We start from the raw sequence: 24,032 nt of genomic DNA, 5'->3' as shown, positions 1-24,032 counted from the left end.
CCGCCTACTCTTTATAGCATCGTGAATTTGAGTAAATTTGCAACTTAAATTTGAATTATGTCTGAAGAGAAAAAATCTTTGAATTTCATTGAGCAAATCATTGAAGAGGATTTGAAAACCGACTATACCGTAAGCGACTTGAAATTTCGCTTCCCCCCTGAGCCTAACGGATTTTTGCATATTGGACACGCGTCTTCGATTTGCCTGAACTTTGGTTTGGGCCTCAAATATAACGCACCCGTCAATTTAAGATTTGATGATACCAATCCGCTGAAGGAAGAGACCGTGTATGTGGATTCTATCAAAAGCGATGTGCAGTGGCTGGGTTTTGAGTGGGCGGAGGAATGTTACGCTTCAGACTATTTTCAGCAGTTGTATGATTGGGCGGTGGAGTTGATTAAAGCTGGTGATGCGTATGTGGATAGTCAGTCGTCTGAAGACATTGCTTCTCAAAAAGGAACACCAACCCAACCAGGCACGGCGAGTCCTTACAGAAATCGTTCCGTGGAAGACAACTTACAGCTTTTTGAAGCGATGAAAAATGGAGAAACCGGCGAAAAAGCCCATGTGCTACGTGCTAAAATAAATATGGCTTCTCCGAATATGATTATGCGGGATCCCGTGATGTACAGATGTTTGCATAAAGCACATCACCGCACAGGAAACGACTGGATGATTTACCCTATGTACGACTGGGCACATGGCGAATCTGATTTTATTGAATCGGTATCGCATTCGTTTTGTACACTGGAATTTTTACCCCACCGCGAGCTTTATAACTGGTTTGTAGAACGCGTGAGTAAGCCAGGCGACTTAGTACCAAAACAACGCGAGTTTGCCAGACGTAATTTGAGTCATACCATTGTAAGCAAACGAAAGTTAGCTCAGCTAGTGGAACAAAATATTGTCACGTCCTGGGATGATCCCAGAATGCCAACGATTTCAGGATTAAGGAGACGGGGTTATACGCCAGAATCCATCAGAACTTTTGCGGATAGCATAGGCATTGGCAAACGAGAAAACATGATAGATGTGGCACATTTGGAATTTTGTGTGCGAGATGATCTCAACAAAAAAGCGTCACGTGTCATGGGTGTGATGGATCCTTTGAAAGTTATTATCACCAACTATCCTGAAGGCAAAGAGGAGTGGCTCACTGCAGAAAATAATCCTGAAGATGAGTCTGCCGGTGAACACGAAGTTCCATTTTCCAGAGAATTATACATCGAGCAGGAAGACTTTAGAGAGGAAGCCAATAGAAAGTTTTTCCGCTTGAAATTGGGCAAGGAGGTTCGTCTGAAAAACGCTTACATCATCAAAGCTGAAGAGGTGGTGAAAGATGATGATGGCAATATACTGGAAGTGCACTGTACTTACGATACTGAAAGTAAAAGCGGAAGCGGAACGGAAGCTTCTAAGCGTAAGGTAAAAGGAACTTTGCACTGGGTGTCTATTCCACATGCTGTAGAAGCTGAGGTGAGACTGTACGACCGACTGTTTACCGTGGAAGATCCTACTGCCGACAAGGAAAAAGACTTTTTAGACTTCGTCAATCCTGAATCTTTGGAAGTCAGTAAAGCTTATGTAGAACCTTATTTAAAATCGGCTAAGGCTGAAGATAAATTTCAGTTCCAACGCATTGGGTATTTCTGTGTGGACAGAGATTCTACATCAGAACAATTGGTATTTAATAGGACAGTGACGCTAAGGGATAACTGGAAGAACAAGTAAAGATTAAAAGCTTGCTAAAAACTCTTTTGAAGTTAAGACAGGTAGTTTTGAGCTTTTAAAATCCTTTTTGTTTCTAGTGATGATAATATCAACATCATTTTCTAAGGCAGAATAGTATTGAAGTCCATCTTCAAAATCAGGAAAGCTTTCGTCGCTGAGGGCAAGCTCTGTGATTTTATCATTCAATGGCAAAAGTTCTACTAGTACCTTAAACTTTCTTAGTATTTCTCTTGCGTCTTTCGCAGATCTCAACTTGCTCAGTATGTAATTTGTGTTTGCAAAGGTCAAGGATGAAATAGTTAACTTAAGTTTATCCTGATCTGCTTTAGAAAATAATTGAGCAGCATCGTCATAAAACCCTTTTCTTTTAGAGAGTAAATCAATAACGATATTGGTGTCAATCAATAGCTTTTTCATTTATATTTCTCTATTAAAAAGCGAGTATATTCTTCCTTTTCGTCAAAATTATCATCTATTGAAATGACTCCACTAAGGCTTTCTACGAGAGGTGTAATCTCTGACGGTTTAGTTTTACCTGAGAGAGAATTTAAATAAGATTCTATGAGTTTGGAAAGACTGGTTTTATTTGACTTTGCGTAAAGCTTTGCAGCTTCAATTACACGTTCATCTAAACTTAAAGTTAGTTTCTTATCCATATAAACCATATTTTACGTACAAATATAAAATATGTTTACGTAAAATGCTATAGCTTATGAAAATTTATCGACTTACATTAATTTGAAACGTATAGGTCTTAGTTTCAAAAATTTCATTACCATTTTTATCGGTAGGGGCAAGGATTTCAACATAATCTTCGCCGACGTAGCCCTCTTTGGGTTGGTATGTATAGATAATTTCTCCAGTATCTGGATTTCTGTCTAGTTCACTTATTTTGAAATTTTGAGCTTGTATTTTAAAACTGGCGCTTTGGTCTTCACGAAGTTCTCCTAAACTTGTCTCGACTATATTATTACCAAACCCGTAGTTTGAATTACCTACGTTAATTTCATAAAAAGTAGCCGGTTCTCCGGTATCTGGATAATCGATATCATCGTCCAGGAATAGATCCACGCAAGATGCCAAGCTGAAACTTATAATTAAAAGAAGGACTGTTTTTTTCATAATAAAGGTTCTATTACATAAAACTCCATTTCAGAATGTTAGAAATACCTCTCCTCTTGCATCCGACGAGCGGAGCGAGAGGAATGCATAAGACCAGAACTACCTTAAAAAGGCAGTTCTGGGTGAGGCCTTTTATTTCTCCACCAACTTCCCATCAGCAAATAAGGCAAACCGGCCACTGTCGCCATGAGTGAACTCAGCTTTTGGCCAGGGCCAGCCGCCAAAATGAGTGCGCTGGTATTCACCGATGATCCCATTCATTTCTTCGCGGGTATTGGCTACAAATGGCCCTTGTTGTACCACAGGTTCGTTGATGGGTTTTCCTTGAAGTAAAAGCAACTCAGCTTTTTTATTGCCGTTGGTTATCTTGAGTTCCTGCGAAGCATCCAGATCTAGGGAATGGCCAACTGGAATTTGAAAGCCTTCCGTTTTTAGCTCTTCACCCCCATAAAAAAACAACACACGATTGCTCTCAGCATCGCCAGCAGGAAGGGTAAATTCAGCTCCTGCTTCCAAAGTAATTCTCCACACCTGGATGTCGTTTTTATCTTCTGCTGCCAGAGAATCTGGAGTCGGTTCTAAGGCTTTTTCAGACTTATAACTTCCAGCGATAACTTTGACTTTGATAGCTTTTCCGTTCTCATCCTGTTCTTCAACTATCGGAATATCCTCATGCCAAAGCATTTTGTAATGCGGCTCTACTTTTTTGGAACGCTTGGGTAAATTCAACCAAATCTGAAACAATAACAAGGGATTTTCTTTGTCCTGATGCACCAATGGAAACATCTCCGAATGCAACACGCCTTTGCCAGCGGTCATCCACTGCGCATCGCCTTGTCCGAAGCGGCCTTTGGCGCCCATAGAGTCAGAATGATCGGCATAGCCTTTTTCTACTAAGGTTATGGTTTCAAAACCAGCATGTGGATGGTAGGGAAAGCCAGGCACTTCCTGCCCGTGATACATTCTCCAGCCGTCTTTTTTTTGAAAATCGTTGCCGAGAAATCGACCTTTCAAAGCCTCTTTGGAAGGGCCTAAGTTAGCTTCGCCTTTAGGAAACTGGTCCTGATGAAAGGCGCAAAACATAAACGGGTCTTTGGTTTCCCAGTGGAAGCCAAGCTCTTTTATTTTTAAAATCTTATCACTCATAACATTAAATTTTATTCAAAATAATAAAAAGCATCCTCAAGGTGTTCTATACGTTTTCCTAATTTATTTTTAATAATGGCCACAATATCAAATCGCACTTCCAGGTCCAAATCCTTTTCATTCACATAATAATCGACCGCTTTTACCAAACGTTTGATTTGCGCAGGTTTTACAAAATCCTGAGGGTCGCCAAAATCTGGAGTACTTCTCGTTTTCACTTCCACTACGACCAAATAGTCCCCCGTTTTAGCGATGATGTCGACTTCCGCTTTCTCGTAAACATAATTGGTTTCCAGGATGTCATAGCCCTTCTTTCTAAGGAAATTGACTGCGTCTTTTTCGCCGCTTTTACCCAATTCGTTATGCTGTGCCATAGTTAATACGTCAATTGTACCCGTTCCGAAGTTACGCTAAGATGAGCACTTTTACCAAAAATAATAGGCAAATTCGTTTCTAGATGACCTGCAGGAAAATTAAAAGCCACAGGAATATTGAGGTCTTTTACTGCTTCATAAATGATCTCTTCAGCCGTTTTACCGAACGCCACCGAATTATCATTCATACCACTCATGCCACCAACAATCAGCCCAGAAATTTCACTCAATAGTCCGCTACGTTTCAAATTTTGCATCATCCTGTCGATGTGGTAGAGGTATTCGTCAAGGTCTTCGATGAATAAAATTTTGTTTTTAAAACTCGGCATGCTGTCACTTCCTATTGCTGAATATAATACCGATAGATTACCGCCTAGTATTTCCGCTTTCACTTCACCGTTTACCTGATTCGGATGTTTGGAGGCGTAATCGATTTCAAGTTGTTCACCAAACAAAGCTTTTTTAAGTTCATTTGAAGTTGACGCCGACTTGCTTTCAATGCCATGAGCCATCTGCGCATGGAGGCTGGTAATGCCCAAACTTTGCAAGTGCAGATGAATGGCGGTCACATCCGAATAGCCGATGATCCATTTGGGTTGCGTTTTCAACATTGAAAAATCCATCAAATCCAGGATACGTATCGAACCGTATCCGCCTTTGGCACACCAGATCGCATTGATGTCTATATCGTTGATTTGATGTTGTAAATCAGCAGCGCGCTCTTCATCCGTTCCGGCAAATTGATTGTGCTGCAGACCAATACTAGACCCTAAAACAGGCTTTAATTCCCAAGATTTTAAAAGTTGTATAGCAGCTTGTAAATCAACTTTAGATATAAATCTCGCTGTAGCTATGATGGCGACCTTATCGCCTTTTTGCAGTGGAGGGGGTTGGATCATGGCTTAATTTGTGTGACTAAAATACTCAATTATTTCAACTTGGAGTCGGGTCTTTGAGTCCTCACAGTTTAGAAGTTCCGGATTAAAACCTCTGAGGACTGAGTGAGTTTTAAACCTTTAGATAAACAATTATCTGTGTAAATTGTTTTGATCCACCCATTCAACTCCTACAAATCGAATCCAATTTTTAAGTAAAGTTTAAGTAAATTAAATTTAGATGTTTAATAGCTTGAAAATCTAAGTCTATAGTTCACCAATAAGCTATTTATTAATCAGAGATTTTAGAAATTCATCAGCTGTCATTACAGGTAATAATGATTTCTTAAAGTCCTTAGCATTTCTAGTGAGTATAAGGTCGCAATTAGATTCGGTAGCACTAAAATATTGTAAAGCATCTTCAAAATCCTTTATAGAAGAATTAAGTCCCTTTTCAATAGTCTGTTCATCCAAAGCACAAACTTCACAAATGATTTTAAACTTTCTAAGTTTTTCTTTCGCAATTCTTGGATTCTCGAACTTTGCAAGAAAATAGTTGACCGTTGCAAATGAAATTGGAGAAACCACCATGCTTAATTTTCCTTTTTCAGCCAGAGTTGCAATTTTCGCCACCGAATCGTAAAAAGGATGTCTTTCTCCCAGAAAGTCCAACATGATATTGGTATCTATAAAAATTCTTCTGCTCATTTGTACTTTTCTAATAGATGATCAGAGTATTCTTTCTTAAGATCCAAGTCTGAAGGAATTTCAGAGCCAGTAGAAATACTTTTTACAAAGGGTGAAATCTCAAATTCTGAGATCTCATTATCGTTAGTCAAAAATTGTAAATAGGCTTCTATGATTCTAGACAAACTTTTGTTGTTGTGCGAAGCGTATATTTTAGCCTTTTCTATAACACTTTGGTCGAGTTTTAATGTCAGTTTCGAGTCCATAGCTTTCTATTTTATACGTACAAATATAAAATAATAATCCGTATTTTTAAAATTTGAGATACCATGATGACCGTAAAATTGTTTAACAATAGGTCATTAAAGGTCCACACAGGTTTTTAAAACTGCTCAGTTCCTACAAATCCAAGCCAATTCTTAGGTGGATGTCAACCGCAAAATCGCCATTAGTACCTGATGCAAAAATACCACCTGCATTGCTAAGAGACGATGCATTTATATAATGAACATAGCCAAAGCCAATTCCCGCTTCATAATTAAGGTGTTTGCCAAGACTTCGTCGAATTCCCCATTTAGGAGTGATTTTAATTTGGTCTATACTTCTTAATCTGTCATTGTTTGTAAATGAGACTCCCTCTAAATTCCCCAGAATATAGAAGGACAAGAAGTTACCGCTGTTACGACCAATCGACTTTCATTGTATACTCAAGCGCCTAAAAATCCAGTCTGGATACCATAAATGGATTTTTCGACGCTTATTTGGGAAGCCTCACTTTGGTCTTGAGCAGAAATTTGGAAAGTTAGAAATAGCAGGAGAATTAGTGTGTAAAGTACTTTTATCATAAGAATTTTTGTTTATTCTACTCTTAATAACACCTGAGTGTATGGTTCATCTTCAGTTTCTGAACTTGGGAGAAGCATTCGATCATCACCTTCAAACTGAACATCTGTAACTCTATCAAAAGCTGGGCTTTCAATTTGACTATTTCCCAGGTAAGACCATGTGTCTTCAACTGAACTTTCAATGCACTCTCCTGGATTGTTATCGTCATCTACAGAATAATCAGCCAGAAACTCATTGTTTTGGGTAAATTCAAAAGTAGTGTTGGTAATACATCCCTCATTTTGGAATTCCTCACCATCTTCAATAACTGAATAGATTTGCCAGACGCCAACAATCTTAGATTTGAATTCTTCTTCTGAAAGTGAATTGTCGACATTATCATCATCGCTACTACACGACAAAATCAAGATGGAGACAAATGCGATGAGCCATGTTTTGTGGATAAGTTTCATAAAAATTGATTTTAAATTTCGCTAAAAGTAAGCAAAACAACTAAAAATTGCTTGTCTAGATAATGAATATCCTGTGTTTGGTATAAACCAGCGTTTATTACATTTGTGCTTAAGAATTTTAGTCTATGAAAAATCCAAAACGCTATACTATAACCGCAGCCTTACCTTATACTAATGGTCCTATTCATATCGGTCATTTGGCAGGAGTTTATGTGCCAGCAGATATCTATGTGCGCTATTTAAAACTGAAAGGAGAAGATGTTGCTTTTGTTTGCGGGAGCGATGAACACGGCGTGCCTATTACCATCAAAGCTAAAAAAGAAGGCGTGAGTCCACAGGATGTCGTCAATAAGTATGATGCCATCATCAAACAATCTTTTAAAGATTTTGGGATTCAATTTGATAATTACTCCAGAACGTCTGCCAAAGTTCATCACGATACAGCCACTGAGTTTTTTCAAAACATGTACGATAAAGACAAGTTTATAGAAGAAACCACAGAGCAGCTTTATGATGCCAAAGCCAATCAGTTTTTAGCCGATCGATTTGTAACGGGAACCTGTCCAAAATGCGGGAACGAAGAAGCTTACGGAGATCAGTGCGAGAAGTGCGGATCATCTTTGAACGCTACAGATCTAATCAATCCTAAGTCGGCAATTACAGGAGATGTTCCCACCTTGAAATCTACAAAACACTGGTTTTTACCCTTAGATCAATATGACGGATTTCTGAAAGAATGGATTCTAAAAGAACATAAAAGTGATTGGAAATCCAATGTTTACGGGCAGTGTAAGTCCTGGATCGATGAAGGTTTGCGTGCCAGAGCAGTGACCAGAGATTTGGATTGGGGAATCCCCGTTCCTGTAGAAGGAGGCGATGGTAAAGTTCTATATGTGTGGTTTGATGCACCGATTGGTTATATCTCTTCCACCAAAGAATGGGCAGAGCGGGAAGGCAAAGACTGGGAGCCTTACTGGAAAGATGAAGACACTAAGCTGGTGCATTTCATTGGAAAAGATAATATTGTGTTTCACTGCATCATTTTCCCTGTGATGCTTAAAGCGGAAGGCAGTTACATCTTACCAGATAACGTCCCTGCCAATGAATTCTTAAATTTGGAAGGCCGAAAACTCTCCACCTCTAGAAACTGGGCGGTGTGGTTGCACGAATACTTGGAAGATTTTCCAGGAAAAGAAGATGTGCTGAGATATGTGCTTACCGCCAACGCCCCAGAAACCAAAGACAATGATTTTACCTGGAAAGATTTCCAAACGCGGAACAATTCAGAATTAGTTGCGATATACGGTAACTTCATCAATAGGGTGGTGGTCTTGACCAACAAATATTATAATGGCATTGTTCCGAAGGCTTCAGCTTTTTCTGAAACAGATCAAAAAGTACTAGAGGATATAAAGTCTTTTCCTGCCCAAATTTCAGCTTCACTAGAAAAATACCGTTTCAGGGAAGCGCAGGGCATCATGATGAATTTAGCTCGATTAGGCAACAAATATTTGGCAGATGCAGAGCCATGGAAGCTTCAAAAAACAGATCCAGAACGTACGGCTACCATCATGTATGTGGCGCTACAAGTCGCAGGTGCCTTGGCAGTGTTGAGTGAGCCTTTTATTCCATTTACCGCTTTAAAGCTCAAAAAAATGTTGAATTTTGAAGGCTTTACACACCCTTTGCTTTGGAATGACATTGCCAAACTTGACGTCTTGCTTCCTGCGGCTCATCATATCAACTTAGCTGAATTTTTATTTAGCAAAGTTGAAGATGACGAGATCCAAAAGCAGGTCGATAAACTTGAAGCTTCCAAAAAGGCAAGTTCAGAAGAGGAATCGAAACTAGAGCCCCAAAAAGAAGAAGCCACGTTTGAAGATTTTTCAAAACTAGATATTAGAGTAGGAACTATTATTTCAGCAGAAAAAAAGGCTAAAACTAAAAAGTTGATGGTGCTTAAAGTTGATACAGGACTAGATGAAAGAACTATTGTTTCTGGTATTGCAGAGCACTACAAGCCCGAGGAATTAGTCGGTCAAAAAGTTAGTGTTGTGGTTAACCTTAAACCTATAAAGCTAAAGGGAACATTGAGTGAAGGGATGATCTTGATGACTGAAGATGAGTCAGGTAAGTTGACTTTTTTAAATCCTGAAGCAAAAAGCTCAGTAAAAAATGGTACACCAATCAATTAAAATTTTATATTTGTTAAATTAACTTAAATTTATAATAATGGAAGATATTTCAATGAATGGTATTGGCGAACTCGTCAGTGTTTTTCTAGATAAGTTGATTTCTTATCTACCTAGCGTAATTGCAGCTTTATTAATACTTATACTCGGTCTTTGGGTCATTAAGTTGATTGTTGGTCGTATTAGGAAAGTCATGGAAAAACGAGAAGTAGATCCTGGCGTGCGCGGATTTGCCTTGAGTATTCTGGGAGTAGTGCTTAAAATCCTTCTCTTTATCGTAATTATTACAAAACTCGGCGTAGAAACGACTTCATTTGCAGCTATTTTAGCAGCAGCAGGTTTGGCTATTGGTCTTGCTTTGCAAGGATCGCTTTCTAATTTTGCTGGGGGTGTTTTAATCATAATCCTTAAGCCTTTTCGAGTTGGGGATTTTATCGATGCACAAGGAGAGTCTGGTACCGTCACAGAAATAACGATATTTTATACGTTTTTAACTACACCAAATAATCAGCGTATTGTCATACCAAATGGACAATTGAGCAACAATAAAGTTACCAATTATTCTTACGAACCTACCAGGAGAAATGTAATGACTGTAGGTATTTCATATGATAGTGATATCAAAACTGCTAGAAAAGTACTTTTGGATATTCTAAAAGCTGATGAGCGAGTATTAAAAGATCCAGCACCTGTAGTTTTTGTGGGGGGTCTCGGGGATAATTCTGTAGATTTATCAGTTAGGTTTTGGGCCAACCAGGCAGATTACTGGGGTGTACATTTCGACACAATCGAAAAGCTCAAAGTTGAACTTGAAGCAAATGGAGTATCTTTCCCATTCCCACAAAGAGATGTGCATTTATTCGATATGAGTAAGGAAAAACAATAGATTAGTTACCCACAAAATCTTTGAGGTAAAACGGCTCAAAATAAGCTACATCTTCAAAGAATTTTCCATCAAACTTCCGTCTTGCTATAAGAAATTGCTCTTTGGCAGACGGAAGTTTTTCATGATGAAAGACTGCATTAGGATGTTTGCAGATGGCTTCAAATTTTTCAACCCCTGTTCCTATAAAATGAGTTTTTCCTAGGCTTAATTCATCTTTAAAAGAATTCTCATCCAATATTTCAGCTTTAATTTCTCTTACGGAATTAAACTCAGCATTAAAAACTTCAGAATAGACTTCCATTCGCCTTGCGTCTAGCATAGGGATGATAAGGCCTTCTTTCACCTCAACTTGTTTGGCTAAACAATGCAATGTTGAAACTGAAATTAACGGAATATCCAAAGCAAAGGCCAAACCTTTTGCTGCAGAGACTCCTATTCTTAATCCAGTATACGATCCAGGGCCTTTACTTACAGACACGGCATCCAAATCCTTGGGGGAGAGTCTCGCTTCATTCAAAATTTCATTAATAAAACCGTGCAACTGCTCTGAGTGCGAAAAGTTCTTGCTGTTAACTTCTTTTAGGGCTATAATAGAATTACCATCACCAATGCTTACAGAGCAATTGGTGGTGGAAGTTTCTAAACAAAGGATAATACTCAAGTTTATTTATTTTAGTAGTCAACGACTCTTATTCCAAAGAACAATTCTAAAACTTTTAAGTTGAATATGTAGTCATATTTTGCATTAATCAATCTATTTTCTGCATTGGTCAATCTGAATTTAGACTGACTCAATTCAAAAGCATTGGAAACTCCTACATCAAAGCGTTGTTGTGCATATTCAAAAGCTAACTTTTGGGACTCTACAGATTTTAAGGCTGCTTCATAAGCTTTTGCTGAACCTTGAGCATCTACGTAGGCCTGGTACACGTTAGATTCTAAATCCAATTCAGCCTGATCGAGCTCAAATTCTGCACGTTTAGCAGCAACTTCTGCACGTTTGATTTGGTTACGTGTTGCAAAGCCATTAAAAATTGGAATATTAAGCTGAGCACCATAAGTGAACCCATCGTTTCTTGATAACTGACTAAAAAAGCTACTAGGACCAGCAGTTTCAACCCTTATATTTGGAGCCACTACAGCTTGACCAGTTGCTTCTACAACACCAATTTCTTGGGTTGGTTCATCAGGATCAACACCTCCTCCTACTGTTCTTCCTCTGTCAGACTCTCTTGTATTGTAATTTACAAACCCATCAAGTGTAGGATACAACTGACTTCTTGCAATTTCAATATCTTTTTCTGCGATTTCCAATTGCTGCTCAGCCACTTTCACATCGTAGCGTTCTTGTTTAGCTTTCGCAATTATTTCTTCAGGACTGTTGGATAAAATATCAGTCAACGGCACATCATATTCTTCATCTGCAATATCAAAACTTTGGTAGTCTTCTATCAGTAAAGTTTGAGCAAGGCTGATTTTTGAGATTCTCAAATTGTTTTCTGCTACAATAATTTGTTGTTCTTCATCTGCATTGGTGGCTTCTATTTCAAGTAAGTCTCCCTCTGGTGCGTTTCCAACCTTTACAGTTTTACGAGTGAGCTCAATCTGTTCTTGAGTTACATTATTTTGTTCTACAAGGACAGCTAGCTGCTGCTTATTCACAAGAATCTCTAAATATGCGTTGGCAACAAACAGAGCAATATCATCTTTCATTAATTGTAAGGAGTACTGACTTGAAAGTTGCTCTAGTTTGGCTCTCTGGAAGGTCCTTAAATTTCTTAAACCATCAAAAAGGGTTATGCCAGCTGTTGCATTTACTGATAAGTTACGAACCACTTGGTTCTCTAAAATTCCTGTAGTAATATTTTGAGTTAGACCAGAATTCCAGGTATTACTCGCACTACCATTTAAATTTGGCAGATAATTTCCGATAGCTTCACTCTTACTTATGTCTGCATTTTCCTGGTTAAGGCGAGATTGCTTTATAGAAATATTATTGTCCATTGCATAGGTTACGCATGCCTCCAAAGTCCATTTGGAGGGAACATTTTTATCTTGCGCAAAGAGCTGTGAACCACAAATTAAAACTGCTATAACTGTAAAAATTGATTTCATAGATTATCTTCTTCTAGGGTTACCAGCAATAGGTTCTTCAACTCTATTCCAAATTTTGATTTTATCTCCTTTGTTTACTCCAGATTTTACTTCGACGTTGATTCCATCACTCAAGCCAAGCTCCACCATTCTTTTCTCAAATTTTTGTTCACCAACTTCAACTTCTACATAAGGGTCATTGGTCTCTTTTTCAAACTGGACTAAAGATTCACTGATAGCTAAAACATCTTGCGATCTTTCCAGGATAATAGATGCATTTGCACTTAAACCTGCTCTTATGAAAATACTGTCAGTAAGTTTTAAAGTTCCTTCAATATCAAATTGAACAGCACCGTTTTCTTCTGTTCCTTTAGGAGAAATATAGTCTAGTGACGCATTGAAAGTTTTATCTTCTATTGCTCCAACTGTAATTTCCAATGGAAGACCTTCTTTTATTTTTCCTACTTCAGATTCGTCTACTTTTCCTTTGAATATCATATCATCTGTCTTTGCAATCATAGCAATGGTTGTTCCTTCGTTGAAGTTATTGGCTTCAATAACCTGGTTGCCGATTTCAACAGGAACATCCAGAATCATCCCAGAAATTCTTGCTTTGATCTCAGTTGTTGCGGCGTTACCTGCGTCTTGAGTGGTTCCTGTTTCAATAATCTCTAGATTTTCTTCTGCGGCTTTAAGCGTCTGGAGAGCATTGTCATAAACATTTTTAGCTAAGTCAAAATCATTTTCAGAAATCACTCCTTTTTCATACAGTTCTTTTTGTCTGTTGAAGACTTTCTTTTCGTTAGATAAATTGATGTTGGACTGTCTAACCTGGTTTTTTGCAGAGTTTAAATTGGTAATATTTGGCACAACTTTTAGTTGAGCAATCATATCACCAATTTCTACATTGTCTCCAGGTTTCACAAATAGTTTGTCTACTACTCCAGAAATATTGGGTTTAACTTCCACTTCCTCTCTTGGAATAAGTGTCCCTGTAGCCATTGTTTTCTTTACAATGGTTTCTGTAGTCGGTTCATCCGTTTTATAAACTTCGGGGCTCTCTTGATTTTTTTGATAGAGATAGAATAAGGATCCTCCAAATAAGACTACTATAAGGAGCAATACAATGATGGTGATAACTTTTTTCATGTTGTTAATTTCTATTAGGTAAGGTTGTTTTTATTCGGTTCTTAAAGCGTCAACTGGTTTCACACGTATGGCGTTTTGAGCTGGAATAAATCCCGCAAAAAGGCCTGAGATAATTAATATAAATAAAGCAATGAGTACTGTAAAGAGGTCTACACTAGGATTGGCAAAAGGCATATCAGAATCTTTTGGAAGTATGGCATTGATAATACCTAGAATTCCAGTTGCAAATGCAATGCCTGTCATGCCTGCAATAATGGTGAGAAAAACAGATTCAAATAATACCTGACCACGAATTTGCCATGGTGTTGCTCCTAGGGCACGGCGTACACCGATTTCATTGGTTCGTTCTTTTACAACAATCAGCATAATATTGCTAATGCCGATGACACCTGAGAGTAAAATCAATATTCCAACAAAATAGGCTACAGCATTCAAGGCTATAAATAAGCCGGAAATTTTAGAAAATTGTTCAAACAAATCAAAATTTCCTATTGCTCTGTCATCTTCAGGATCAATGCTATGATTCTTTTTTATGATATCAAATATTTGAGATTTTAACTCAGTTATGGAGTTGTCGTCATCTGCAGTTATAGCCATCCAGCCCACCTTTTGTCCCATATTGAAAGCTTGAGAATAAGCTGTAAAAGGAACGTATATTTGTTTTTGGTCTTCTTCTGAGTTTCCACCACCAAACCCTCTCTTCTTATAAACCCCTATAACCATAAAGTTGACCCCCTGTACTTTCACGTAAGTTCCAATAGGGTCTTCATCAAAATCATAAAGTCCTTTTATAACTCCTTCACCAATTACTGCTACTTTTCTTTTATTTTCAATATCATTTTGATTCAAGAACCTGCCTTTAAGAATCTTCATAGGCTCTTGAAATTGAATATCTGGATAATCCCCATAAACATTGTAAGCACCACTTTTAAGCCCTCTTACTACATTGTTATCGCCTCCAAATCCGCCTAATTGATTTCTTGGGGATATATATTTAAGCCCTTTTACATCTCTTTCTATTTCAGCTACGTCTTGCAATTCAAAATTGTAACGGCGTCCCTTTGGTAGTCCATTATAAGATTTTGATACCGTTTGAGACCACATAAACATTGAATTTGATGAAATTCCATCAAATAACTGTTTTACGCCATTTTCAAAACCATTGCCTGCAGCAAGTAATATGACGAGGATAAAAATCCCCCAAAAAACTCCAAAGGCAGTCAGTATTGTTCTAAATAAATTAGAAGTCAATGACTCTATTACTTCATTCCATTTGTCCCTGTTAAACATACTATTCGTCTCTTAAGGCATCTATAGGTTTAATTCTAGCTCCTCTCCACGCGGGAAAGAAACCTGCAATTGCTCCAGCAGCGATTAATAATATCAAAGTGGAAACAGCAATACTGAAATTCACACTTGGGTTTTTAATAAAATCTAATTCTATAAATGGTCCTACAACTTCCAACAAGACGAGTCCGAAAATCAAACCGAAAAGACCAGAAACTGTAGTTACAAAAATAGATTCATGAAGTATCATTCCTACTATAGACAGAGGTTCTGCCCCTAATGCTTTTCTGATACCAATTTCTTTAGTACGTTCTTTTACGATGATGAGCATAATATTACTCACGCCTATGATTCCAGCCAATAAGGTAGCAATTCCTACAGCCCAAAAGAAAAGCCTCATAGCGCTTATAAGCAAATATATTTCTTTAGTGTTTTCTATATTATTATTTATTCTAAGAGCACTCTCATCTCTTGGATCTATGATTAATTTAGTTTTAAGTAAATTCTCTATTCTAGCGGCAAATGCTGATGACTGCTTCAATGCTTGATCATAATCACTTTCTTTAGGAAGAGTAAATCCCATTGACCTTATATCTGTCCCTGCTCCAAAGACTATTTGTGCAGTAGAAATAGGCACATATACCCTTGTTTCTTCTCTGTCGCCTCCCGGATCTGTAAAAACTCCTACTACTTTAAAGTTTAAACCAGAAATTTTAATATATTTTCCAATTGGAGATTGGCTACCAAAAAGATCTTTTTTGGCTCGATTCCCAATAACAGCATATTTTTCTTTATTCTCTAAGTCGTTTGTATTAAGGAATCTACCTTCTATAATATCAGCTTTTTCTAAAAATTGATAATCAGGCTGAACACCCTCTACTCTGTAGCTGCCAGATTCATTTTTATAAGAAATAAGTCCCGCAAAAATTTGATACATAGGAGAAGCAAATTCAATTTTTGTTTCAGAGCCTTTTTTTGCAAGATCGTAATCATCATTTTTCAGCTGGATACGTCGCCCTTCATTGAAACCTTTATAATCTATACTCGTAAGTCCAGGATAAATTTCAATGATATTTTCAGCATCATTTTGAAACTGACTTTCAATTCCATTCTGGAAACCAACGCTTACTCCAAGGAGAATGACGAGAATAAAAATCCCAGATGCTACAGAAACACCAGTAAGAAATGTTCTAAGTTTATTCTTAGAAATGGTTTCAAATACTTCTTGCCAACGTTCTAAACTAAACATTCTGTATCGCTCTTACCTGGGTTACTTTTTTGTCGTCTATGATTACACCATCTTTCAAGTTGACAATACGCTTGGTCATATGGGCAATGTCTTCTTCGTGAGTTACTACCAGGATGGTTCTCCCCTCATCATTAATTTGCTGGATGAGATCCATGATTTCATAGGATGTTTTAGAATCTAAAGCTCCAGTTAACTCATCTGCAAGAAGGACTTTAGGATCACTGGCTAAAGCTCTGGCAATAGCAACTCTTTGTTTTTGGCCACCAGAAAGTTCGTTGGGCTTATGAGTTGCCCAGTCTGCAAGACCTACTTTTTCCAGGTAAGCCATAGATCTTTCCATACGTTCAGACCTTTTTACACCTTGATAGTAAAGAGGTAGAGCTACGTTATCCAATGCTGACTTATAATTAATAAGATTGAAAGATTGAAAGATAAAACCGAGAAATTTATTTCGGTATTGTGCAGCAAGTTTTTCATTAAGGTTTTTAATAGGAACTCCGTCCAATGTATAAGAACCTTCATCTGCCTCATCAAGCATCCCTAGTATGTTAAGAAGTGTTGATTTACCAGACCCAGAAGATCCCATGATGGAAACTAATTCTCCTTCCTGTACACTAAAATTGATTCCTTTCAAGACATGAAGAGAATTTTTTCCCATTTTATAGGACTTGTGCAAATCTTTTATTTCAATCATAATAGTTGAGTTACTTTACATATGACCTATTAGTTTCAATAATGTTACAGCCTTCCCTGTTAGAAAAACGTTAAAATTTAAATAATATTTATGAGATGCAAGCTCTGTCTGAATTCCACACAATGAATACTATCTTATCTTTGCCCAAAAAATTGTGGATACAATTACATTGAATAACATACGGGTTTATGCTTATCATGGATGCCTGCCAGAAGAAACTAAAATAGGGAGTGATTACCGAGTCGACCTAAGCGTTAAAGCCAATTTGAATCTTTCAGCAGAGTCGGATGTCTTGGCAGATACAGTAGACTATGTTCACCTCAATAAGATTGTAAAGGAGGAAATGTGCCAACCCTCCAAACTTTTAGAGCATGTTGCTAAGCGTATTTTAGATAGGATTTTTTCTGAATTGGATCTCGTAAAAGCTTCCAGTGTCAAGGTAGCTAAACTAAACCCTCCATTGGGTGGAGATGTAGAGGATGTCAACATTACATTGTCAAGAACACGAGATTAAATCTTATCTTCATTATACTGTTGAAGATTGAAATAATTTCATAAATTTGCACTTCTTAAAAAATGGTGTCGTGGCCGAGTGGCTAGGCAGTGGTCTGCAAAACCATCTACAGCGGTTCGAATCCGCTCGACACCTCTAAAAATGTCTCTATTAAAGCCTAAATTCGTTGTTAGGCTTTTTTTAGTTTTAGACTTCACACTAATTAGAAAAGTAGCTATTTTTTATATCCTTTTTTTTTAGCGTACATCTACAGCGGTTCTCCCGACGTTTCGGGACGCTCGACACCTCAAAAAACACCTCTATGAAAGCCTAAATTCCTTGAGTTAGGCTTTTTTGCTTTTGTCTTCAGAAATTTTTAATCTAACCTTAGATTTTTAAGACTCATTTGAAAAGTTCAATACATCTTTCTCTTTCGATACCACTTTTTAATATAATTTTATACCAGGATTTCTCTACGACGTCTTTACAGGAAATATGAATTTGGCTTCCAAATTTTGATGCATCGTCTATGCTTGCTCCAAAAACCACCTTACCAATCCCAGCCCAGACTATGGCACTCATGCACATGGGACAGGGCTCAACAGTAGAATAAAGTACCAGGTTTTTTGCATCGGTATAATTTAATTCGTTCAATTTTTGAATTGCATTGATTTCTGCATGTGCTATAGGTCCGTCTTTTTTTGTTGTGTTGTAAGCTTCTATAAACTCACCATTACTGTTCACAATTACTGCACCAAATGGAGTTTTACCCAGTTTGGCCTGTACTATGGCCTTTTCCATCCATCGACTATTTTCTTTAGAAATCATCCACCTTCAATTTAATATTGCTTATCCTTATTATTTAAAAATTCCTTTTTTTGAAAAACTAAGTACTTATTGTCAATTCTCAGTATTTACCTTTGAATACTTGTCTCAAAATAAATTAAAATTAAATATTTTTTATGCTGTAATTCCTTTATATCCGTTCCAGGCTTTATTTTTATTCCCATAAATTAAATTATTCGAGTGCAGCTTTCAAAATTTATTTTCCAATCCTTGTTAGGCTGGTCCATAGTAGGCCAATTTGATAAATCAATATTAAAAACCGTGGTGATTGTTTTGCCACACACCAGCTGGCATGATTTTTACGTTGGAGCATTCACAAGAAAGATTATAAAAGTACCTATAAATTACGTTGCCAAAAAGGAATTGTTTGATTCACCTTTTGGATGGTATTTCAAATGGATGGGTGGTGAACCGATAGAACGTAAATCCAAACAAAATAAAGTAGAACAAATCGTAAAACTATTCAATTCTAAAAATGAATTTCGTCTTGCGATAGCTCCAGAGGGAACTCGTAAAAAAGTAAAGGAATGGAAAAGTGGGTTTTATTACATTGCTCATGAATCTAAGGTTCCAATCACTTCAGTGGCTTTCGACTATTCAACTAAGACTGTAAAAATATCGGAACCTTTTTACACTACTGGAGATTATAAAAAAGATGTAAATGAGCTAAAGAAATTTTTTACAGGAGTCGTGGGAAAAATTCCCGCGTATACTTGAGTTTAAAGTTGTAGGCATATCAAATTTAATCTTCGATCTCTATCTTAATAAGGGCTGTTGGTTCAAAATTAGTTTCAATTTTCTCTATTTTTTCGGGGATGACCCCTCTTAATATTAAAATGATTCCGAAAACGATTAATAAAAAACTGATGCCTTTTTTGAAGAGTGAGATTCGTCTTGGAGTTAGTTTTTTATTTAACTTTTTAGCCAGTAGTATTTTAAAAGTGTCGATAATCAAATAAGTGACGATAATAGTTGTAAAAAACACGATCAATCGAGAACCATCCATATCTAATGAGGGACCAAAAATAATGATCAATCCAAGCCAAAACCCCAAGACACCTATATTAATAAAATTGAGCAAAAAGCCTTTTACGATAATTCCAAAGACATCTTTGCGCTTTAGTTTTTGAACTTCAAAATCAGCAGGGGAGTAGGTTGTTTTCCTTGCTTTGATATAAGCTATAAGTCCGTAAATACTGAGCACGCTTCCTCCAAAAATAAAAAGACCAGGATCGTCTTTAATGCTTCGAAGAAGCTGACTTGTACTGAAATATGCTATAAAAATGAAAACAATATCTGCAATGATTACGCCAATATCAAAAGCAAAAGCAGCTTTAAAACCCCTCATGGCTGCGGTTTCAAGTAAGATAAAAAATGCTGGTCCCACCATAAAGGCTAAAAAAAAACCAAGAGGAATTCCAGATAATATATCTTGTAACATTAAATCTTTTTCAGTTTTGAAGTCAAAGTTAAGGAATTGTAACTAATTTGATTTTTTCAGGTCTTTTAGGTTGAGTTGAACCGTTGTTGTTCCATTCCACTCGTTCTCTTCTATGGTATATATGATATCAAAATTTTCTTTTGAGTCCATGATTTCTTTTTTCTCACCTAAGCCAAATCCAATTGAGGTTAAAACTACTCCATTTTGAACAAGGTTCGCTTTCAAATGAAGACCTTCTTCGCCTAGAGCTTTTACAAATCCAGTTGTTGAGATGTTCCTAGACACAAACGTAGGCTTCATATTCCTTGGCCCAAATGGTGCAAACTGCTTTAGGATCCGGATAAATTTTGGTGTGATATCAGAAAATTCAAGTTCAGAATCAAACTGTATTTCTGGAGTTAGCAGATCTGGATCAATGCTAGATTTAACGACCTCCTCAAATTTAGATTTGAATTTTTCAAAATTAGTTTCTTCAAGCGTCAATCCTGCTGCATATTTATGACCTCCAAATTGCTCAATGAATTCAGCTGAACTCTCCAAGGCATCGTAGACATCAAAACCTTTGACGGATCTTGCTGAAGCTGCCAGCTTTTCTCCACTTTTTGTAAACACCAATGTTGGTCTGTAATAAGTTTCAGTAAGTCTCGACGCGACTATTCCAATTACACCTTTGTGCCAGTGTGGTTGGTAGACAACTGTTGTAAATCGCTCTTCTTCTTTGTTTTCTTTTATAAGCTTTAGAGCCTCACCTGTTATCGTGCGATCCGTATCTTTCCTGCTCGCATTGAATTCTTCAATATCTTTAGCTAAAGTTTTCACTTTTTCAATATCATTTTCACATAATAGCTCAGTAGCCAGCAAGCCATGTTTCATTCTTCCTGCTGCGTTGATGCGTGGCCCAATCATAAATACTACGTCTGTAATGGTGAGCTCACTCTTTTTGGTTTGCTCCAGAATGGCTTTAAATGCAGGCCTTCTTCTCGAATTTATAAGTTTAAGGCCAAAGTGAGCGAGTATCCTATTTTCACCGGTTATGGGAACGATATCCGACCCAATTGCTGTCGCTACCAGGTCTAAATATTTATAAATTTCTTTTTGAGGTTTTCCTATTTTGATATGTAAAGCCTGGATAAGCTTAAAACCTACTCCACAACCACACAATTCATCATATGGATAATTACAATCCTCTTGTTTTGGATCCAAAACGGCTACAGCATCTGGAATGTTATCTCCTGGTCTATGGTGGTCGCAAACGATAAAATCTATACCTAAGTCCTTAGCATATTTTATTTTATCTATGGCTTTTATACCACAATCCAGAGCAATAATAAGATCAATACCATTGGCTTTGGCATGATCGATACCTTTGTAGGATACGCCATAGCCTTCTTCATACCTATCCGGGATATAGCTTAAGATTTCAAATCCTAAACTTTTCAGGTATGTACTCATGAGTGCAACACTTGTTGTTCCGTCTACATCGTAGTCTCCAAAAACCATGATGAGTCTGTTCTCATTTCTTTTTTGGAGAATACAATCTGTCGCTTCGTGCATGCCTTTCATCAAAAAAGGATCATGCAGACTGTCCAGACTTGGCCTAAAAAAAGCTTTGGCATCTTCAAAAGTTTCAATATTTCTTTTGACAAGTAGCTCAGCAATAGGTTGGTCGACTCCAATAGATTCTTGGAGTTGAACAATTTTGGCAGCATCTGCTTTGTTATTTAAAGTCCAGCGCATACAGTAGTTTTGCTTTAAACAGGTTTCTCAGAAAATGGAATTTCAGGATTTAATATCTCCAAAATTAAAGTTTCTAATTCAATTTTAAATTCTTCAACCACATCTTTCAAATTTGAATTTGAAGCCGAACAAGTTAAAAAACCCGACTTTAAATTTTTAAACGAAATTATTCCAGCCATTGCATTTTCTCCTAGTTGATCTTCCTTGAGTAAGGCATAGAATAAAACCTGAAAGGCTTTAGAAAACTTGTAGTCTTCTGTAAATTCCTCCCAATCCTTTGGAATTTTAAGTTGCCTTACTTCTACTTTTCCAGTTTTGTAGTCTATTATTCTCAACTGATTGTTCCAAATATCTACTCTGTCTACAGTTCCTTTCAATTTGATTTTAAAATCAATTCCATCAATATCAAGATATTTTTCTCTAACTTTTTCTAATTCTAAAACTTTCAAATCATTTTCCCTGACTGTTCTCTTCTCCTGAATTAAAAACCGTTTGATTTGCTGTTTAGCAATTTCAAAATCAATCAAGTTTTTTCCATGTCTCAACGCATCTTCCTGAAACTTTTTTTCAAAAAGCATGATCAACGTTTTAGGATAGATTTGAATCATTTGATCAACATCAGATTCCTTTAAAGCTTTGTTGACGTAATTTCTGTATAAGAGATCCAGGCAATCATGAATAACCGTTCCAAGTGTTTTGTATGAAATGTCTTCTTCAATTTCGTCCAGTTCTTTTAAATCTAGAATATACCTATGGTAAAAGTCCAACGGATTTCTAATGTAGGTAGTCAATGCTGAAGGGGAAATGCCACTTTCAAATAAAGCTTTTAGCTTCAGCAGCATTTTGGGCGTTTTATTTATTTCCTTTAGAAGTGAATCACTATGATTTACCTGAGCAGATACAGCAAAATGTCTGATATGGTGTTGAGGTATTTTGAAAGTTTCCAGTTGAGTCAGAAATCTGCTTTTTTCTGCCTTTTCAATTCCAGTAGTGGAGTTATTGAAGATAAAATGGCAATTTTCAGCTCTTTGGATCAATCTAAAAAAGTGATAGGCATAGACAGCGTCTTTTTCTTTATAAGTAGGAAGTTTGTAGGCCTTCTTGAGATCAAAAGGGATGAAGCTATTTTGTGATTTTCCTGATGGTAATATGCCTTCATTCACAGAAGTGATAATGATGTTTTCAAAATCTAAAACCCTGGTTTCAAGCATTCCCATAATTTGAAGTCCATCATATGGTGAGCCTTCAAAATCTAAGGTTTCTGAAGATAAAATATCTAAATAGATTTGGTGAAAAACTTTGAAATCCTTGATTAATTCAGATTTTGCCAAAAGGTTCTTTAGTTTGATGAAAAGTTTTTTAAAACCAAAGAGATATTCTAGATAAAGCTTATCTTCAGAAGATTTTGGTTTTAATAATTCAATGATCTTAAGGCAATGATTAAGGAATTCCTCTACTGAAGATTCAGCAGAAATCAAAGATAATTTTAATATCTCTTGTAGTGAGAGGTCTATCTGAGTATGTTGTTTAAAAAACTCAACCTTGTCCTGGAAGATTATATTATTTGCATTCAAATACTCCTTAATCGAATGTAAATCATCTCGGTAAGTTTTCTTAAGTAAAGGGTGTTCAATGAGTTCAAAAAGTAATTTATAATGGATATGATGTTGATCTAAAGATCTTATCTTAAATAAGGTTTCAAATAGTGAAGAAGGATTTGTGTTAGCAAGGGGTAAACCCATAGTGACATTGACCTTATCCACATTTTGGGGTAAGGAATTAAGTATAGGCTGAAGTAAATTTTCATCTCCAAGAATGATGGCAGTTTTACTTAATTCGGTTGGATTTAAGTTTGACATTAATTCACCAACCAATTTAGCCTGTCCTACCTTTCTAGACACTCCGTAAAGACCAATATTTTTATTACTCGTATACGATGTAGAAGAGAATTGGAGTTCAGAATTTGAATACATCGACCAACTCTTGGAATAGTTTCTCATGAACATTCCAGCAGAATTGTTTTTTAAAAGATGTTTATCGATGTCCCAAATTATTTGTCCTCTTTGCTTATTTACTATATGCTGAAAAATGGTTTCTTCGCAAGAGTTAAGTGCGTTAAAGCCAATAAAATAAAATTTACTGCTTGTAGAGTTAATGAACTCATCAAGTTTAAAGACCGCCTCCTGGTAGGCCATTCCCTGATAAGCTTTGTTCTGAGACTTTAGTTTTGCTTTTAATTCTACATAATATTTTGGCAGACTCTCCCAAAATTCAATGTAGTTTTTTACTAATTCGGTTTTGACATCAGATTTGGACCAGTGTTCCAAGTCCTTGATAGCTTTTAAATTTCCAAAAAACTGACTAGCATCTATCTGATAACGGTCGATTTCATTAAAATCTTGAATAATAGATTGTCCCCAATTATAAACTTGTTCAAGAGGTTCTTGCTTGTTTGGATTTGTATTCTCCTTATAGACTTCATAGAAGTTGAATAAGGTTTCCAGGTTACCGATAAGGTTGACTTCTGCAACTTTCTCTATAAACTCTTCAATACTTTGCACCGGGGGCACCAAAAAATCTCCATTTTGAAAATGAAGTAACTCTTTAGAGAACGCTTGTGCTGCTCTTCTACTCGGAAGAACAAAATGATCTTTTTCTACTTCCTCTGGCTTTAGGTCTGATACAATTTTAGTAATGAAACTTTCCATAGGTTAAAAATAAAAAAACACCC

At 36.8% G+C, this 24,032-nt stretch carries 25 protein-coding genes and 1 tRNA gene; 6 read left to right on the top strand and 20 right to left on the bottom strand.

The window, feature by feature from the left end:
* Positions 1-57 precede the first annotated feature (57 nt).
* The gene (locus LB454_RS12020; RefSeq protein WP_224464920.1) at positions 58-1,731 is read left to right on the top strand and encodes a glutamine--tRNA ligase/YqeY domain fusion protein; all 1,674 of its coding nucleotides are present in this window, start codon (positions 58-60) and stop codon (positions 1,729-1,731) included.
* A 3-nt stretch (positions 1,732-1,734) separates the two neighbouring features.
* On the opposite strand, the gene LB454_RS12015 is transcribed toward LB454_RS12020, so the two are convergent.
* The 10 genes from LB454_RS12015 to LB454_RS11970 all read right to left on the bottom strand — a co-directional run bounded on the left by LB454_RS12015 (position 1,735) and on the right by LB454_RS11970 (position 7,233).
* The gene (locus LB454_RS12015) at positions 1,735-2,148 is read right to left on the bottom strand and encodes a type II toxin-antitoxin system VapC family toxin (RefSeq protein WP_224464919.1); all 414 of its coding nucleotides are present in this window, start codon (positions 2,146-2,148) and stop codon (positions 1,735-1,737) included.
* A complete protein-coding gene (locus LB454_RS12010; protein ID WP_224464918.1) occupies positions 2,145-2,387 on the bottom strand; it encodes a DUF6364 family protein in 243 nt (80 codons plus the stop codon). The genes LB454_RS12015 and LB454_RS12010 overlap by 4 nt, the downstream gene beginning before the upstream one ends.
* Before the next feature lie 64 nt (positions 2,388-2,451).
* Positions 2,452-2,853: a hypothetical protein gene (locus tag LB454_RS12005; RefSeq protein WP_224464917.1), complete on the bottom strand. Its 402-nt coding sequence runs from the start codon at positions 2,851-2,853 to the stop codon at positions 2,452-2,454.
* A 132-nt stretch (positions 2,854-2,985) separates the two neighbouring features.
* Positions 2,986-3,999, bottom strand: coding sequence for a pirin family protein (locus LB454_RS12000; protein ID WP_224464916.1), 1,014 nt, complete (start codon positions 3,997-3,999; stop codon positions 2,986-2,988).
* 11 nt (positions 4,000-4,010) lie between these two features.
* On the bottom strand, positions 4,011-4,373 hold the full coding sequence (locus LB454_RS11995) for a YraN family protein (RefSeq protein ID WP_224464915.1): 363 nt from the start codon (positions 4,371-4,373) through the stop codon (positions 4,011-4,013).
* A gap of 2 nt (positions 4,374-4,375) precedes the next feature.
* Positions 4,376-5,272 carry a S66 peptidase family protein gene (locus LB454_RS11990; protein ID WP_224464914.1) on the bottom strand — a complete coding sequence of 299 codons (897 nt, stop codon included), beginning with the start codon at positions 5,270-5,272 and terminating at the stop codon, positions 4,376-4,378.
* A 261-nt stretch (positions 5,273-5,533) separates the two neighbouring features.
* On the bottom strand, positions 5,534-5,956 hold the full coding sequence (locus LB454_RS11985; protein ID WP_224464913.1) for a type II toxin-antitoxin system VapC family toxin: 423 nt from the start codon (positions 5,954-5,956) through the stop codon (positions 5,534-5,536).
* Entirely contained in the window at positions 5,953-6,201 is a 249-nt protein-coding gene (locus LB454_RS11980; RefSeq protein ID WP_224464912.1) for a DUF6364 family protein, read from the bottom strand. The genes LB454_RS11985 and LB454_RS11980 overlap by 4 nt, the downstream gene beginning before the upstream one ends.
* A gap of 133 nt (positions 6,202-6,334) precedes the next feature.
* Complete coding sequence (locus LB454_RS11975; RefSeq protein WP_224464911.1) at positions 6,335-6,601, bottom strand: hypothetical protein; 267 nt, start codon at positions 6,599-6,601, stop codon at positions 6,335-6,337.
* 191 nt (positions 6,602-6,792) lie between these two features.
* Complete coding sequence (locus LB454_RS11970) at positions 6,793-7,233, bottom strand: lipocalin-like domain-containing protein (RefSeq protein WP_224464910.1); 441 nt, start codon at positions 7,231-7,233, stop codon at positions 6,793-6,795.
* A 125-nt stretch (positions 7,234-7,358) separates the two neighbouring features.
* Here LB454_RS11970 and metG point away from each other — a divergent pair, with 125 nt between their 5' ends.
* Together metG and LB454_RS11960 are read left to right on the top strand one after the other, a co-directional pair.
* Positions 7,359-9,428 carry a methionine--tRNA ligase gene (gene metG / locus LB454_RS11965; RefSeq protein ID WP_224464909.1) on the top strand — a complete coding sequence of 690 codons (2,070 nt, stop codon included), beginning with the start codon at positions 7,359-7,361 and terminating at the stop codon, positions 9,426-9,428.
* A gap of 37 nt (positions 9,429-9,465) precedes the next feature.
* Positions 9,466-10,311 (top strand): mechanosensitive ion channel family protein, encoded by an 846-nt coding sequence (locus LB454_RS11960; RefSeq protein ID WP_224464908.1) that lies wholly within the window; start codon positions 9,466-9,468, stop codon positions 10,309-10,311.
* 1 nt (position 10,312) lies between these two features.
* On the opposite strand, the gene tsaB is transcribed toward LB454_RS11960, so the two are convergent.
* The 6 genes from tsaB to LB454_RS11930 are packed head-to-tail and all read right to left on the bottom strand — an operon-like array spanning position 10,313 to position 16,784.
* Positions 10,313-10,972, bottom strand: coding sequence for a tRNA (adenosine(37)-N6)-threonylcarbamoyltransferase complex dimerization subunit type 1 TsaB (tsaB, locus tag LB454_RS11955; protein ID WP_224464907.1), 660 nt, complete (start codon positions 10,970-10,972; stop codon positions 10,313-10,315).
* 11 nt (positions 10,973-10,983) lie between these two features.
* Positions 10,984-12,426, bottom strand: coding sequence for a TolC family protein (locus LB454_RS11950; RefSeq protein ID WP_224464906.1), 1,443 nt, complete (start codon positions 12,424-12,426; stop codon positions 10,984-10,986).
* A gap of 3 nt (positions 12,427-12,429) precedes the next feature.
* A complete protein-coding gene (locus tag LB454_RS11945) occupies positions 12,430-13,554 on the bottom strand; it encodes an efflux RND transporter periplasmic adaptor subunit (protein WP_224464905.1) in 1,125 nt (374 codons plus the stop codon).
* A gap of 30 nt (positions 13,555-13,584) precedes the next feature.
* Positions 13,585-14,844, bottom strand: a complete 1,260-nt coding sequence (locus LB454_RS11940; protein WP_224464904.1) for an ABC transporter permease — start codon at positions 14,842-14,844, stop codon at positions 13,585-13,587.
* Position 14,845: 1 nt separating this feature from the next.
* Positions 14,846-16,090 (bottom strand): ABC transporter permease, encoded by a 1,245-nt coding sequence (locus LB454_RS11935; protein ID WP_224464903.1) that lies wholly within the window; start codon positions 16,088-16,090, stop codon positions 14,846-14,848.
* Complete coding sequence (locus tag LB454_RS11930; RefSeq protein WP_224464902.1) at positions 16,083-16,784, bottom strand: ABC transporter ATP-binding protein; 702 nt, start codon at positions 16,782-16,784, stop codon at positions 16,083-16,085. Before LB454_RS11930 ends, LB454_RS11935 begins: the two co-directional genes overlap by 8 nt.
* Positions 16,785-16,938: 154 nt before the next feature.
* Here LB454_RS11930 and folB point away from each other — a divergent pair, with 154 nt between their 5' ends.
* Together folB and LB454_RS11920 are read left to right on the top strand one after the other, a co-directional pair.
* A complete protein-coding gene (gene folB, locus LB454_RS11925; protein WP_224464901.1) occupies positions 16,939-17,298 on the top strand; it encodes a dihydroneopterin aldolase in 360 nt (119 codons plus the stop codon).
* A 64-nt stretch (positions 17,299-17,362) separates the two neighbouring features.
* A tRNA-Cys gene (locus tag LB454_RS11920) sits at positions 17,363-17,433 on the top strand.
* 246 nt (positions 17,434-17,679) lie between these two features.
* Here the strand turns inward: LB454_RS11920 and LB454_RS11915 are convergent.
* On the bottom strand, positions 17,680-18,105 hold the full coding sequence (locus LB454_RS11915; protein ID WP_224464900.1) for a nucleoside deaminase: 426 nt from the start codon (positions 18,103-18,105) through the stop codon (positions 17,680-17,682).
* A gap of 198 nt (positions 18,106-18,303) precedes the next feature.
* Between LB454_RS11915 and LB454_RS11910 the strand changes: the two genes are divergently transcribed.
* Complete coding sequence (locus LB454_RS11910) at positions 18,304-18,840, top strand: 1-acyl-sn-glycerol-3-phosphate acyltransferase (RefSeq protein WP_224464899.1); 537 nt, start codon at positions 18,304-18,306, stop codon at positions 18,838-18,840.
* Positions 18,841-18,865: 25 nt separating this feature from the next.
* Here LB454_RS11910 and LB454_RS11905 read toward each other — a convergent pair whose 3' ends face one another.
* The 3 genes from LB454_RS11905 to LB454_RS11895 are packed head-to-tail and all read right to left on the bottom strand — an operon-like array spanning position 18,866 to position 24,009.
* Positions 18,866-19,564 (bottom strand): LysE family translocator, encoded by a 699-nt coding sequence (locus LB454_RS11905; RefSeq protein WP_224464898.1) that lies wholly within the window; start codon positions 19,562-19,564, stop codon positions 18,866-18,868.
* 42 nt (positions 19,565-19,606) lie between these two features.
* Positions 19,607-21,301 (bottom strand): single-stranded-DNA-specific exonuclease RecJ, encoded by a 1,695-nt coding sequence (recJ, locus tag LB454_RS11900; protein ID WP_224464897.1) that lies wholly within the window; start codon positions 21,299-21,301, stop codon positions 19,607-19,609.
* Positions 21,302-21,315: 14 nt separating this feature from the next.
* Positions 21,316-24,009 carry a PD-(D/E)XK nuclease family protein gene (locus tag LB454_RS11895; RefSeq protein ID WP_224464896.1) on the bottom strand — a complete coding sequence of 898 codons (2,694 nt, stop codon included), beginning with the start codon at positions 24,007-24,009 and terminating at the stop codon, positions 21,316-21,318.
* Between the last annotated feature and the right edge of the window lie 23 nt (positions 24,010-24,032).

The organism is Psychroflexus montanilacus (genome assembly GCF_020164535.1).
GTDB lineage: Bacteria > Bacteroidota > Bacteroidia > Flavobacteriales > Flavobacteriaceae > Psychroflexus > Psychroflexus montanilacus.
The sequence above is the reverse complement of the archived record's forward strand: the minus strand, read 5'-3'. Positions and strand labels throughout refer to the sequence as shown.

Bases quoted from the DNA above. Each gene is read 5' to 3' on its own strand.
- LB454_RS11980 (WP_224464912.1), bottom strand. From the start codon at position 6,201: ATGGACTCGAAACTGACATTAAAACTCGACCAAAGTGTTATAGAAAAG.
- LB454_RS11915 (WP_224464900.1), bottom strand. From the start codon at position 18,105: ATGATTTCTAAAGAAAATAGTCGATGGATGGAAAAGGCCATAGTACAG.
- LB454_RS12020 (WP_224464920.1), top strand. From the start codon at position 58: ATGTCTGAAGAGAAAAAATCTTTGAATTTCATTGAGCAAATCATTGAA.
- LB454_RS11970 (WP_224464910.1), bottom strand. From the start codon at position 7,233: ATGAAACTTATCCACAAAACATGGCTCATCGCATTTGTCTCCATCTTG.
- metG (WP_224464909.1), top strand. From the start codon at position 7,359: ATGAAAAATCCAAAACGCTATACTATAACCGCAGCCTTACCTTATACT.
- LB454_RS11945 (WP_224464905.1), bottom strand. From the start codon at position 13,554: ATGAAAAAAGTTATCACCATCATTGTATTGCTCCTTATAGTAGTCTTA.
- LB454_RS11985 (WP_224464913.1), bottom strand. From the start codon at position 5,956: ATGAGCAGAAGAATTTTTATAGATACCAATATCATGTTGGACTTTCTG.
- LB454_RS11935 (WP_224464903.1), bottom strand. From the start codon at position 16,090: ATGTTTAGTTTAGAACGTTGGCAAGAAGTATTTGAAACCATTTCTAAG.
- LB454_RS11995 (WP_224464915.1), bottom strand. From the start codon at position 4,373: ATGGCACAGCATAACGAATTGGGTAAAAGCGGCGAAAAAGACGCAGTC.
- LB454_RS12015 (WP_224464919.1), bottom strand. From the start codon at position 2,148: ATGAAAAAGCTATTGATTGACACCAATATCGTTATTGATTTACTCTCT.
- LB454_RS11940 (WP_224464904.1), bottom strand. From the start codon at position 14,844: ATGTTTAACAGGGACAAATGGAATGAAGTAATAGAGTCATTGACTTCT.
- LB454_RS11950 (WP_224464906.1), bottom strand. From the start codon at position 12,426: ATGAAATCAATTTTTACAGTTATAGCAGTTTTAATTTGTGGTTCACAG.
- recJ (WP_224464897.1), bottom strand. From the start codon at position 21,301: ATGCGCTGGACTTTAAATAACAAAGCAGATGCTGCCAAAATTGTTCAA.
- LB454_RS12005 (WP_224464917.1), bottom strand. From the start codon at position 2,853: ATGAAAAAAACAGTCCTTCTTTTAATTATAAGTTTCAGCTTGGCATCT.
- LB454_RS11930 (WP_224464902.1), bottom strand. From the start codon at position 16,784: ATGATTGAAATAAAAGATTTGCACAAGTCCTATAAAATGGGAAAAAAT.
- LB454_RS11905 (WP_224464898.1), bottom strand. From the start codon at position 19,564: ATGTTACAAGATATATTATCTGGAATTCCTCTTGGTTTTTTTTTAGCC.
- LB454_RS12010 (WP_224464918.1), bottom strand. From the start codon at position 2,387: ATGGATAAGAAACTAACTTTAAGTTTAGATGAACGTGTAATTGAAGCT.
- LB454_RS11990 (WP_224464914.1), bottom strand. From the start codon at position 5,272: ATGATCCAACCCCCTCCACTGCAAAAAGGCGATAAGGTCGCCATCATA.
- LB454_RS11895 (WP_224464896.1), bottom strand. From the start codon at position 24,009: ATGGAAAGTTTCATTACTAAAATTGTATCAGACCTAAAGCCAGAGGAA.
- LB454_RS11960 (WP_224464908.1), top strand. From the start codon at position 9,466: ATGGAAGATATTTCAATGAATGGTATTGGCGAACTCGTCAGTGTTTTT.
- LB454_RS12000 (WP_224464916.1), bottom strand. From the start codon at position 3,999: ATGAGTGATAAGATTTTAAAAATAAAAGAGCTTGGCTTCCACTGGGAA.